Source organism: Agrobacterium sp. P15N1-A (genome assembly GCF_044626815.1).
Lineage (GTDB): Bacteria > Pseudomonadota > Alphaproteobacteria > Rhizobiales > Rhizobiaceae > Agrobacterium > Agrobacterium leguminum.
In genome coordinates this window covers 33,720-45,953 of sequence record NZ_JBIUPF010000007.1, presented here as the reverse complement: position 1 = coordinate 45,953, position 12,234 = coordinate 33,720, and the positions used below count along the sequence as shown (strand labels likewise).

Annotated in this window: 10 protein-coding genes; 3 read left to right on the top strand and 7 right to left on the bottom strand. The window is 58.4% G+C overall.

What is annotated here, in order from left to right; all coding sequences use genetic code 11:
* Both ACIK7D_RS21380 and ACIK7D_RS21375 read right to left on the bottom strand, forming a co-directional pair.
* Positions 1 to 1,902, bottom strand: a complete 1,902-nt coding sequence (locus ACIK7D_RS21380; RefSeq protein ID WP_400157302.1) for an ABC transporter substrate-binding protein — start codon at positions 1,900 to 1,902, stop codon at positions 1 to 3.
* Positions 1,899 to 3,791: an ABC transporter ATP-binding protein gene (locus ACIK7D_RS21375; protein ID WP_137452678.1), complete on the bottom strand. Its 1,893-nt coding sequence runs from the start codon at positions 3,789 to 3,791 to the stop codon at positions 1,899 to 1,901. The genes ACIK7D_RS21380 and ACIK7D_RS21375 overlap by 4 nt, the downstream gene beginning before the upstream one ends.
* A gap of 211 nt (positions 3,792 to 4,002) precedes the next feature.
* Between ACIK7D_RS21375 and ACIK7D_RS21370 the strand changes: the two genes are divergently transcribed.
* Complete coding sequence (locus ACIK7D_RS21370) at positions 4,003 to 4,965, top strand: glycosyltransferase family 32 protein (RefSeq protein WP_400157301.1); 963 nt, start codon at positions 4,003 to 4,005, stop codon at positions 4,963 to 4,965.
* Here ACIK7D_RS21370 and ACIK7D_RS21365 read toward each other — a convergent pair.
* On the bottom strand, positions 4,957 to 5,700 hold the full coding sequence (locus ACIK7D_RS21365; protein ID WP_400157300.1) for a polysaccharide deacetylase family protein: 744 nt from the start codon (positions 5,698 to 5,700) through the stop codon (positions 4,957 to 4,959). The genes ACIK7D_RS21370 and ACIK7D_RS21365 overlap by 9 nt on opposite strands.
* Positions 5,697 to 6,794 carry a glycosyltransferase family 4 protein gene (locus ACIK7D_RS21360; RefSeq protein ID WP_400157299.1) on the bottom strand — a complete coding sequence of 366 codons (1,098 nt, stop codon included), beginning with the start codon at positions 6,792 to 6,794 and terminating at the stop codon, positions 5,697 to 5,699. Before ACIK7D_RS21360 ends, ACIK7D_RS21365 begins: the two co-directional genes overlap by 4 nt.
* Positions 6,795 to 6,921: 127 nt before the next feature.
* Between ACIK7D_RS21360 and ACIK7D_RS21355 the strand changes: the two genes are divergently transcribed.
* Together ACIK7D_RS21355 and ACIK7D_RS21350 are read left to right on the top strand one after the other, a co-directional pair.
* The gene (locus ACIK7D_RS21355) at positions 6,922 to 8,262 is read left to right on the top strand and encodes a nucleotide sugar dehydrogenase (RefSeq protein ID WP_400157298.1); all 1,341 of its coding nucleotides are present in this window, start codon (positions 6,922 to 6,924) and stop codon (positions 8,260 to 8,262) included.
* Positions 8,263 to 8,266: 4 nt separating this feature from the next.
* The gene (locus ACIK7D_RS21350; RefSeq protein WP_400157297.1) at positions 8,267 to 8,749 is read left to right on the top strand and encodes a class I SAM-dependent methyltransferase; all 483 of its coding nucleotides are present in this window, start codon (positions 8,267 to 8,269) and stop codon (positions 8,747 to 8,749) included.
* Positions 8,750 to 8,783: 34 nt separating this feature from the next.
* On the opposite strand, the gene ACIK7D_RS21345 is transcribed toward ACIK7D_RS21350, so the two are convergent.
* From ACIK7D_RS21345 to ACIK7D_RS21335, 3 genes are all read right to left on the bottom strand, one after another.
* Entirely contained in the window at positions 8,784 to 10,478 is a 1,695-nt protein-coding gene (locus ACIK7D_RS21345; protein ID WP_080815745.1) for an adenylate/guanylate cyclase domain-containing protein, read from the bottom strand.
* Positions 10,479 to 10,687: 209 nt separating this feature from the next.
* Positions 10,688 to 11,548: an MBL fold metallo-hydrolase gene (locus tag ACIK7D_RS21340; RefSeq protein ID WP_080815747.1), complete on the bottom strand. Its 861-nt coding sequence runs from the start codon at positions 11,546 to 11,548 to the stop codon at positions 10,688 to 10,690.
* 190 nt (positions 11,549 to 11,738) lie between these two features.
* Positions 11,739 to 12,194, bottom strand: coding sequence for a cyclic nucleotide-binding domain-containing protein (locus ACIK7D_RS21335; RefSeq protein ID WP_003521299.1), 456 nt, complete (start codon positions 12,192 to 12,194; stop codon positions 11,739 to 11,741).
* Between the last annotated feature and the right edge of the window lie 40 nt (positions 12,195 to 12,234).

Sequence of the window (12,234 nt, the reverse complement as noted above, 5' to 3'; positions counted from 1 at the left end):
TCAGGCGTCTCCGTCATACCAGAAGCTATCCGGCATATAGACGCCGAGATAGGATGTGGGCTCGTAACCGAAAAGCGCCTTGTCCGGCACGTTTCGCATGCGTTTGACGTGAACGACGGGTTGCAGCGCGCCGTTGACGATGCCGATGGAAAACACCTGCTGCGTATAGATACCCAGCATTTCCAGCCAGATGGCTTCGCGCTCCTGTTCGGTGACGCTTCTGCGCCATTTTTTCAGGAGATCGAGCAGATGCGCCGCCTCCGGCAGATCGGGCTCCTTGCCCTCGCGGCCGCCGGAAAGATAATGCACGCCCCAGACCGGCCATTGCAACTGGTCGTCACCGGTGGGCGCGAGGCCGGAAGGCAGCATATCCGGCGTCGGTACACCGTTATCCATGCCCATCCATACCGACATCAGCACTTCGCCGCCCATGGCGCGCTTGCGGAAGACATCTCGCTGGGTGGGACGGACGGAAACGGCAATGCCGATATGTCGCCAGTGATCCGTCACCAGTTCCATCACGTCGGTTTCGAGCGTGCTTTCGCCAGTCGTTTCGACGATGATATAGGCCGGGCGGCCATCCGGCAGGAGCCGAAGGCCGGCATTGTCGCGCTTGTCGAGACCGGCTTCGTCAAGCAGCCTGTTGGCCGCCGCCCGGTCGAAAGCGCTCCAGGCGTCCGCAAATTCCTGCCGGTAAAGCGGGCTTTCCGGCAGAACGGTATCGGCGCTTTCCTTTGCCAGCCCGTAAAAGCAGACCATGTTGATTTCGTGCCGGTTTATCGCGAGCGACAGCGCCCGGCGCACGCGCACATCCTGAAAAGCGCTGCGCCAGATCGGGTCGGCACAATTGAGGTTGGGCAGCAGCGCGATGCGCGAACCCTGAGAGCGCTTGTAGAGGTTCACCTTCAGGGGAAAGCGCTTTTCGGCATCCTTTAGAAAGGTGTAATCGGCGAAATCGAGGCCGAAATATTGCAGATCGCTATCGCCGGACGCTGTCTTGGCCGAGATGATGTCGGACGAAGTGACGTTGAGCAGGAAACGATCGAGATAGGGCAGTTGCAGGCCGTTTTCGTCGACCCGGTGATAATAGGGGTTACGCTCGAAGACGAATTGTTCGGCCGGCGGCGCGGTGGTGTTGCGCCAGGCATCCAGCGTCGGCAGATCGGGATTTTCTGGCCGAACCTGCCGCGACATCTTGATATGCAGCCCGCTCCAGTCATCCGTCTTGTTTTTTTTGATCAGCTTGGCGAGCTTTTCCGCAGTCTGATATTTGACGTGGAACTGTTTCATGTAGGCGGCGGGCAGGAACAGCCGGGCCGGTGAGGCCGCTGCGAGCTTCGCCAGAAAATCCGGGTTGGGACCGTCCCAGATGTAGCGCACGGTCAGCCGGTCGATGACTTCGATAAGCGGCGGCTTGCTGTTGACCAGAAGTTCGATCGGCGGGCCGCCCTTGTGAATTTCCCTGTTGAGGGCGACGTCCTCCCAGAAATAGCGGAAATCCTCGGAGGTGAAGTCGCTGCCGTCGGACCATTTGTGGCCTTCGCGCAGCTTGAAAGTGAAGATGCGTTCTTCCTGAACGTCGTAGCTTTCGAGAATATCCGGATGAAGCTCGAATTTCTCGTCATAACCGACAAGGCGGGCATAGCTGCTGATCGGCATCAGGCGAATGTCGCGCTGGCCGCCAATGAGCATACGCACTGTGCCGCCATGTTTTCCCGGCTCGCGGCCAAGCGCTTTCATGTCGATGACGCGCGGGTTTTTCGGCAGGCGTTCGGCCACGTCGGGCAATTCGCCCTTTTCCCGTTTTTCCTTGAAATAGCTGGGGTCGGTATAGGCGGCCCGCGCATAGGCCGGCAGGAAGACGGAGGCCAAGAGGGCAAGGGTGGTGCGACGCGTGATCAAGGGCGAAGCTCCCGGATATCGGCATTGCCGTTTGCAAGCACGAAATGGCCTTCACCAAGATCGGCAGAGATCATGTCGCCATCACCCTCGTCGCGGAACTGTTTGCCCCAGTCGAATTTGCCCGTCGCGCTGATCTTGCCGATGGTGCGGAAATCGAGCGGGCGGTCGAGATCGGGGAAAGGCACGGCCGCCAGCAGGGATTTCGTATAGGGATGAACCGGAGAGCGCATCAGGATTTCGCGCGGCGCCAACTCCACGATACGACCCTCGCACATCACCGCCACGCGGTCGGCCATATAGTCCACCACCGCCAGATTATGCGAAATGAAGAGATAGGTCAGCCCGAGATCCTGCTGCAAATCCTTCAGCAGATTGAGGATTTGCGCCTGCACGGAGACATCGAGCGCGGAAACGGGTTCGTCGCAGATGAGAAGTTCGGGACCGAGCGCCAATGCCCTGGCGATGCCGATACGCTGCCTCTGTCCGCCCGAGAAACTGTGCGGGTAACGGTTGAGCGCGCTTTCCCCGAGACCGATGGCCCTGACGAGATTGCGTACTTTCTCCGCGCGGTATTTCGCATCGCCCCGTCCGTGGATTTCCAGCGGCTCGCTCAGGATATTGCCCACGGTCATGCGTGGAGACAGCGACGATATCGGGTCCTGAAAGACCATCTGTATCTTCGACCGCAGCTCTTTCAGGTCTCCGTCCCTGGCATTGAGGACATCGATGTCTCCCTCAGGCCGGTGAAAGGTTACCGAGCCTTCATCAGGGCGAACGGCGCGCATGAGGATTTTGCTGACGGTGGTTTTGCCGCTGCCGCTTTCGCCTACCAGCCCAAGGCATTCTCCGCGACGAATTTCAAAACTGACGCTGTTGACCGCCTTGGTGGCGTTGGCGTCGCCTTTGCGGAACCAGCTGGACTTCCGGGTCGTGAACGTCTTGCTGATATTGTCCACGGTCAGAAGCGGGCCGGGGGTCTTGTTCACTGTGGCGTTTTTTTTGCCGACGAGGCTTTCGTGGTCAATGTTGATTTCGCGAAGCGCCTTCAGCCTTTCGCCGGGCTTCATGTCGAAATGCGGCACGGCGGCCATCAGGCCCTTGAGATAGGGGTGGCTCGGCGACTTGAAAATGTCGTCGACCGTGCCGGCCTCCATGATCTCGCCCTGATAGATCACGGCGACCTCGTCGGCGATATTGGCCACCACGCCGAGATCGTGGGTGATGAGCAGCATGCTCATGTTCAGACGGCTCTGGAGGTCGCGCAGTAGCTTGAGGATTTGCGCCTGTATGGTCACATCCAGCGCGGTCGTCGGTTCGTCGGCGATCAGAAGTGCGGGACGACAGATCAGCGCCATGGCGATCATCGCGCGCTGGCGCATGCCGCCCGACAGCTCGAAGGGATACATGTTCACGACCTTCTTGGGTTTGGAAAACCCCACAAGGTCGAGCGTTTCATGCATTTTTTCCGCACGTTCGGCCGGTGACAGGATGCTGTGAATCCTGAGCGCCTCGTCGATCTGGTTGCCGATGGTGTGCAGCGGCGAGAAAGACGTCATCGGCTCCTGAAAGATCAGGCCGATGCGATTTCCGCGTATCGAGCGGATTTCCCGGCCGTCCTTCGGCAATTGCAGCAGATCGATGGGGCCGGCTGCAGCATTTTCCGGATCGGTGAACAGTACACGGCCATTCACGCGCGCCGTTTTGGGATGGATGCCCATGATGGTCTGGCCGATGACGGATTTTCCGGAGCCGGACTCGCCGACAAGAGCAGTGACTTTTCCCGGAAGAATACGAAGGCTCGCGCCCCTGACGGCATCGATGGTGCCGCCCATGAGAGAAAACGAGACCCGCAGATTTTCAATACGGAGCAAATCTGCGCCTGCGCTCATGCCAAAGGGTTCCTTGCCGTCTCTTTATCGTTGCCTTGTGACAATTTGCTCAGGAGGGCTTAAATCCACGTTATCGCAGGGTTTGTTGTCTGTCTATGCCTCTGAAACATCGAATTGTTTAGCGAATTCAAAGCCGGCTTCCGAAACACGACGGCTTGCCTGATGGCTTTTGTTTGGCGATATGTTAACGAGCGTTTCTGGATGAGGATCCATGTCCGACAAGAAATATTATGATGCCCAGCTGGATAAGGCCCGGCAGTTGCAAAATGGCGGTCAGTATGCGGAAGCCAATGCGCTTCTGTTATCGCTGGTTGCAGCAAAGGACGGCCACCTGATGGGTGAAAAAACGGTGCTCGGCCTGCCGCGCCGGCTGCATGCCGCACGGCTGCGCCTCGCCAAGGCCGAGGGCGATATGGTCGCCAAGATCGGTTATCAATATACGCTTGTTCCACCCCCGCAGGTGCTGGAGAAATATGCGCGGTTTTCCACGGAAGAACGTCGCACGATCAGCCTCAAAAGCCGTGAGGATGTGCCAAGGCTCATCCACCAGATATGGATCGGGGAAAAAGCACCGCCGGTCTCGGTTGAGGCATGGGCCGCCCACGCTTCGAACCATGGTTACGATTATCGGCTCTGGCGGGAGGCCGATCTTGAGCGGGAAGGCGTGTTTTCGAACGGCGTCTTCAAAACCATGCTGGACAAGGGCGATTATCCGGGCGCGGTGGATGTGGCCCGTTATATCCTGCTGGAGCGGTTTGGCGGCATCTATCTCGATTGCGACTGGTATCCGGCGCGGGACGATGTGAGTTTCGATACATTCCTGCCTCTGGCGGGGCTGACGGTGTTTGACGAAAAAACGCCACGGGACACGGGGCAGGGCAGCATGCTGCTTGCCAATTCCTTCATCGCTACGCCTGCCGGACATCCGGTTTTCAGCAGGATGCTGGATGCCTTTCCCGGAATTATCGAAGACATGCCGCGCGCGCCCGCCTGGTGGTCGACCGGCCCTTTGATCTTCACCATCATCGCCCGGGCGGGGAGCATCAGCCTCGCGCCGGCGGGGTTCGTTGCCGCGTCCCTTCCCGACCGCGCGCCCTTTGAAACGGTGGAAGCGGTCAGGCGGAAACTTTCCACTGAGGCGAGCGGGTTGCTGATCGCCTGGAAATCATGGTGAGATTTCGTCGACGAGGTCTTTCGAAGAACGCCAGCGGGCGGCGGGATGTTCGGCCGTCACCTCGAAAAGCCGTCTCAGAAAGCGCCAGACATTGTCGTCATGGACGAGATGGTGGGTGAGGATGCCGGTCGTGCCGCCGTTTTCGGCGGTCGTCAGGATGCGGGCGGCGGTCTCCGCGAAGAGCACGTCGTCGTCGCGGCCACCGCGGCTGCCGTGCCAGTCGATCACATCGACATGGGTGTTCAGGCAGGGCGGCAGGGTGCTTTTCTCCGGGCCAAAAACGGATAGGGCGCGATATCCGAGACCCGCCAGTGCCTTCACGATACCGGCATCTATGCGGTTCCACGGCGGCACGAGCATCGGCACCAAACGCCCGCCATGCAGGTCGTGGAGTTTATCCAGTCCGGATTGCAATTCATCGAGAACGACAGCCGGATCGCGATGCGATCCGAGTTCCTGTTTCTTTTCCTTCTCGCCGGCATAATTCGTATGGGACCAGCCATGCACGGCGACCTGGGCAATGTCCGACACATCCAGATAGCGTGCGAGCCTATCGTTTGTCATCTCGGGGATGACCGCGAGCGTGACCGGAGCGGAAAAGCCGCCGCAAAGATCGAGCAACGTGTCGAGCGCAGGCGTCGGCTCCACCGCATCGTCGTCCCGGAGCCAGAGGTCGGCGGATATGCCGCGCCGCCCGCATTCGTCCAGTGCCGCAACGAGTTTTTCCAGACTCATGATCTTCGCGCCTTTGCTTGCAGCAGGATATGGTTCAGTTCTTTTGCGGCGTTTTCCAGAGACCGTTCATTCCTCACGAATTGCCGGGCCGCCCGTGCCAGCTCTTCGCGCTGTCTGTCGTCGCCGAGCAGGGTTTTGATCGCGTCGGCATAGGCGGCTCTATCATTTTCTGGTGTCAGTAATCCTGTGGCACCGGATTTTACCACCTCGGGGACGCCAGCCACTTCTTCGGCCACAACGGGCAGGCCGGCAGCCTGCGCTTCGAGATAGGCAAGCCCATAGGCCTCGCCATGGCCCGGCCAGACATAGAGAGAGGCTTTTGAAAGGAGCATTGCGATCTCGGCCGCGGTTTTTTCCCCGTGCCAGACGAGACGGTGATTGGGAAACGCGCCGAACATGGCCTGTACGGCCGGGCGTTCCGGTCCGTCGCCGACGATATCCAGCGTCCAGTCGAGATCCTGCGGCAACAGGGCGAGCGCTTCGGAAAGGGCGCGGTAGCTGTCGAGCTTGTCACCTGCCCGCATCATGGCGACGGTGATGAGCCTTGCAGGTGTCGGCTGGGGCGTGTTTTTAAGAAAAGCCCCGGCATCGATGAAGGGCGGCAGCATGGCGCAGCGAAGGGTGGGCGAGGCCCGCACAAGCCCTTCACGATCCCGCGCGGTGAAGCAGATATTGATGGCGGCGGCGTTCAATGCGGCCAGCAACCCATCCTGAACCGCCTGCCAGCCCATCCCATTTCGCTTCGGCGAATAGGACGCTTCAGCGCTGACATAGGGGATGTCGAAACGTTTGCTCAGTTCCGGGCCAAGCAAGTCCGGGGCCTTGTAATAGGGGTGGTAACAAAACCAGAGATCCGGCACGCCATCCCGTCGCCAGCGCCGTGTGACGATCTCGATTTCGCGCTCGGCCTCATCGGCGAGCAAGGCCCTTGCCGGGTCATCCGGCTGTTTCAGGAAGCTGCGCAGTTCCGAAGCGACGGAAACATCGTGACCGCCCATCGTCATCGCTTTCATCAACAAGCGGGCCATCAGCCGGTCGCCGGAGGGAACGGGATGGTTAGGAGATTTGAGCGGCGCATAAAAGGCGATCTTCATGGCGATGGTTGTGCGTTGCCGGTGGCTTGGGCGTCAACCGGAATTTGAAAGGGTCGAGCCTTGACAGGTCCGTCATTCTTGCCCAACTGAAAGGCATCTTTTGCACATGCGCGGAGCGTGACACGCTTTGACTTCTCCAGACATTTCCCGGAACCTGCTTTCCAGCATTGAAAACAAAAGCGCCAAAGCGGGGGTGATCGGCCTCGGCTATGTCGGTCTGCCGCTTGCCATGACGATCGCCAGGGGCGGTTTCAAGGTTGTCGGTTTCGATATCGATCCCGGTAAAATTACCGCGATTGAGGCGGGGCGCAGCTATATCGAGGCCGTTTCGAACGAGGTGCTGGCGAGTGTGAGAGAGGATGACGGCTTTGTCGCCACCTCGGATTTCTCCAGGCTGGCCGAATGCGATGTCATTGCCATCTGCGTGCCCACACCCCTTACGAAATATCGCGAGCCGGACCTTTCTTATGTCGAAAAGACCTGCCGCGATATTGCCGCCCATCTGCGCAAGGGACAGCTCGTGGTTCTGGAATCGACCACCTATCCCGGCACGACGGACGGTGTGGTGAAGACCATTCTGGAAAGCACGGGGCTCGTCTCCGGCGTCGATTTCTTCATCGGCTTTTCACCCGAACGGGAAGATCCCGGCAATCGCGATTTCGAGACCTCGACCATTCCCAAGGTTGTCGCCGGCGATGGCGAAGCGGCCGGAAAGCTGATGGCGGCATTTTACGGTTCGGTGGTCAAAAAGATCGTCCCCGTCTCGACAAATGCCACGGCCGAGGCGGTCAAAATCACCGAAAACGTCTTCCGTGCCGTTAATATCGCGCTCGTCAACGAACTCAAGGTCGTCTACGAGGCGATGGGTATCGACATCTGGGAAGTGATCGACGCGGCGAAGACCAAGCCGTTCGGTTTCATGCCGTTTTATCCCGGCCCGGGCCTTGGCGGCCATTGTATACCGATCGACCCTTTCTACCTCACCTGGAAGTCGCGCGAATATGAATTGCCAACGCGGTTCATCGAACTGGCCGGCGAGATCAATACCGGCATGCCGCGTCACGTCATCGGGCGGGTCGCAGAGGCGCTCGATATTCATTCCGGCAAGGCGCTCAGCCGTTCGAAGGTGCTGGTCGTCGGCCTCGCCTATAAAAAGAACGTGCCGGATATTCGCGAAAGTCCATCTCTGAAGCTCATCGAGCTTATTCAGGAGCGTGGCGGCGAAGCGGCCTATTTCGATCCCCATGTGGCCGAAATCCCGAAAACCCGGGAATATGGCCATCTGATGGGCATGAAATCCGTGCCGTGGGACAGGCAGGCGATCGGCGCCTTCGACGCCGTTCTCGTTGCGACCGATCATGACAATGTTGATTATGCCGCTCTAGGCGAATGGGCGCCGCTTGTCATCGACACGCGCAATGTTTTCGCGCGTCGGGATATAGCCGCAAAACACATCATCAAGGCCTGATAAGATGAGCAGACTCGATAGTTTCATTCGCCGGCTGACCGCGCAGCGGGATATCCTCAACCATGTTGCAGCCGATCTCGATCTGCCGGCTGAAGGCGCGCTTATGGAAATCGGCCTTGGCAACGGGCGCACCTTCAATCACCTGCGGGAGCTGTTCCCCAACCGCCGCATCATCGCTTTCGACAGGGCTATGGGTGCGCATGCCTCCTCCGTTCCGGCGCAGGAGGATCTGGTGATCGGTGAGATATCGCAAACCGCTCCGGCGTTCATCGGCACGGAAGCGGCGTTCGTGCATGCCGATATCGGCACGGGCTATCCTGAAAAGGATGCGGTCACCCTCACATGGTTGCCCGATCTTGCGGCGGGCATGCTGGCGAAAGGCGGTCTCGCGGTCAGCGGCCTGCCTCTGGATCATCCCTTGCTGAAGCCGCTGCCGGTGCCGGCGAGCGTGCCGACGGACCGTTATTTTCTCTATCGCAAGATTTGAGATTGGACGCCCCGACAGGTGTGTCGGGGCTATCTCATAAATAGCGCTCGCTCTCTTCTTTCGAGAGCAGGAAGACCTTCATTTGCGAGTTGCGGCCGCGAATGGCGATTTCTTCGCTTCTGAGATCGGCAATCTCCTGTCCCGCCTGAATGATGGCCGGTTCGGAAACAACGATGGCTGCGCCGAATTCCTTGGCCTTGGATTCGAGCCTGCTTGCCACGTTGACGGTATCGCCGATGGCCGTCAGGGTTTTGGCCGCGCCATATCCCATGACGCCGACGATGCTCGGACCGGAATGAATGCCGACGACGACTTCCAGACGGACGGCGAATTGTTTCTCCAGCCCCTCGTTCAGGATTGCGATATCCCGCAATATGGTTGCGGCTGCCTTCATGGCGTTGCGGCAGGCATGCTCCGCGTCCTCGCCAAGTCCGAAAAGCGCCATGGCGCCATCGCCGATGAATTTGTCGAGATGGCCTCCCGCTTGCTCTACGGCCTGGCCGACGATGGTGAAATAGCGGTTCAGAAGGAAGACGACATCATAGGGCAGCTTCGCTTCGGAAAGCGTGGTGAAGTTGCGCAGATCGCAAAAGAGAATGGCGATTTCTTCTTCCCGGCCGGGTCGGGCCGGTTGTGCATCGGCCGGCAGGTCGCTCTGCTGGGGCGGCGAAACGAGAAGGGCGATATCAATATCGCTGGTGGGGCGTAGCTGGCAGCCGAGCCGGACATCGGAATCGGCATGGATGCGCCTCAATGTGGTTTGCTCGATGTCTCCCGGTGGCGGTAGCGGGCCTTTGCTGTTCAGAACCTTGACCCGACAGGTTGAGCAGCGCCCCTTGCCGCCGCAGACGGAGTAATGCGGAATTCCCGCAAGGCGGCTCGCTTCCAGAATGCTGAGCCCGGCCGGCACATGTGCCTGCGCGCCATGTTCATAGCGGATTTCGATCGCCGTCAATCGTTGTCGAAAGCTGCGTACGCCACGCATGGCGAAAACCAGCATTACCGCGCCGACGAACAACGTCTCCGCTGTGCCGGTGATGAAACGGATCTGTGTTTCCATTTCCCGCTGCAGAGGCAGCTCGTCCTTTTGAATCGTATTGTCGGCAAGTCCGGGCGGAAGCGCGTATTTTTCATCGATTTCCGCCAGCCAGCGGCCGGCATCGCTGAAGCCCAGCAGCGCCAGCAGCGGCAGCATCACGGCCACCGTCATGAACAACCCGGCTATCCGCGGATACCAGTCCCGGTAACGCAGCCAGAAATAGAGGCCAATGCATCCGTGGACCCAGATCACGATCAAGGCGAGGCTTTGCCAGGCGCCCTGTATCGGGTTGTTGATCCACAGCCTGCGGATGACGGAATAATAGCCGACATCGATGCCATAAAGCATGTGCGACACGCGGATATTGACGGCGTGGCCGATGATCAGGAACGGGATCGACAGACCGAAGATGACCTGAAGCGCTTCGCGGAGCGGCATGCGCAGCGTTCTGCGCAGATAAAGCGAGCGCAGGACAAGACAGACATGCACCAGAACCGAACCGTAAAAAAGCAGGCTGCTGACGGGATTGAGCCAGATCAGGCTGAACCATTTTCGTGCCCGTTCGGCGGTATCGATGGAGATGAGTGCGAGGGAGTGATTGAAAAGATGGGAAAATACGAAAGCAAATATGATGAGGCCGGATAAAATCCGGGCGCGTCTCAAATTGGTCTCCGAAAAGAAACGGATCATGCAAATCCCATCATGTGGTCATTCAGCGCAGAATCATCATGTAGTATGTGGTGGCACTCTTATTGCAGGCTGTCTCGTGGCAATATCGTGGAGCAATGGATCGGAAACGGTCAATTGTGCGTGTTCGAACACCCGTATGGCAAGGGATGTCGAAATCAGGGTTTCAAAAAAGCGGTCGAACAGGTCGACCTCGCCGGAGCCAGATTGCGTCAGAGTTCGATGATCTGGCCGTCCATGGCCGCGAAGGCCCCACTGAACTGGGCTTTCGCCTGTTTTTCGATATTGTCCAGTTCTTCGTCGCTGCGGCTTGGGGCGTGGTGGATGAAGCCGACATTTTTTGCGCCGGCGCGTTTGGCGAGGCGGATCGCCTGTTGCCAGGATGAATGGCCATAGCCGCGATAAAGGCTCATTTCCTCATCGGTGAACATGGCGTCATAAAGGAAAAGGTCGACGTCCCTGATCAGGTCGAGCACGGTTTCATCGATGCTGCCCGGCTCATGTTCGGTATCGGTGATGATGGCGAGGGACTTTCCTTCCCAGTCCAGCCGATATCCGATGGCGTTGCCGGGATGGTTGAGCATTCCGGTTCTGATCGAAAGGCCGGGATGCACATCGAGAACATCTCCGGGCATGAAGTCCCGCGTGTCGATTTTTGCGCAGCAGATTTCCAGCGGCACGGGGAACCAGGGCGGGCTCATGAAGTCTTTGAGCATTTCCCGGGTGGTCATGGTACCGGCGAGGTGACCCGACCAGATGGCGACATCGTTGGAGCTGTTATAAAAGGGCTTGAAATAGGGGAAGCCGACGATGTGGTCGTAATGACAGTGCGAGAAGAACAGGTTGACGTCGGTAATGCCTTCCGCCCGCAGGGCAAGGCCAGCGGGATGCAAGCCCGAACCCGCATCGAACAAAAGAACGTGATCGCCGCATCTTACCTCGATGCAGATGGTATTTCCGCCGTATTTTCGGAAGTTTTCACCTGAAACAGGAAGCGTTCCCCGCGCACCCCAGATCTTTACCCGAAAATTTCTATTACTTTCCCGACTTGCTGTGTCGGAATCGAACGCCATGACACACCCCAATAACAACGGAATCTTGCACGCTTTCCTCCCATGAAGCCCGTTGTCTCTATAGATTCTTATATCCGCTCGTTTCTGGCGGACGCCTTTACCCCTTATTCAGTCAGCATTTCATTTATATTGCAATAGTACGACATTTATTTTTCCAATATCGCCATTCACGGTAGCAAGGAATTGTCGTTTATGTCCGGGCACCCGCCCGGGCTTTGCTCAGTTCCGCCGTCGTCTGGGTAAGGCGTTCGGCCAGAACGCGCATGACCTTGATCGTGATGTCGGGGAAATCGGACATGAGCTTGAAGAACTGTTCCTTGCCGATGCGCAGGGCTTCCACGTTGGTGGAGGCGCGAACGGTCGCGGTTCTGACGCTATCGCAAAGGATTGCGATTTCGCCGACAATGGCATTGCCGGTCATTTCGGCCACTTTCAGCGTGCCCGAAGGGGAATCGACCAGAACATCGACTTTTCCGGTCAAGACGACATAGGCCGCATCGCCGACATCTCCCTGATGAAACAGCACATCGCCAGCATGATAGGACACCCGGTCCGATGCGAATGCCAGTAGTTTGAGCTTTGACGGTTCCATTTCCGAAAAAAACGGCACCCTTTTCAACATCTGAATTTCGTCTTTAAACAGCATTGACTTACCCTGTTCTTGTTCCACCTCGGTCACCTTCTTG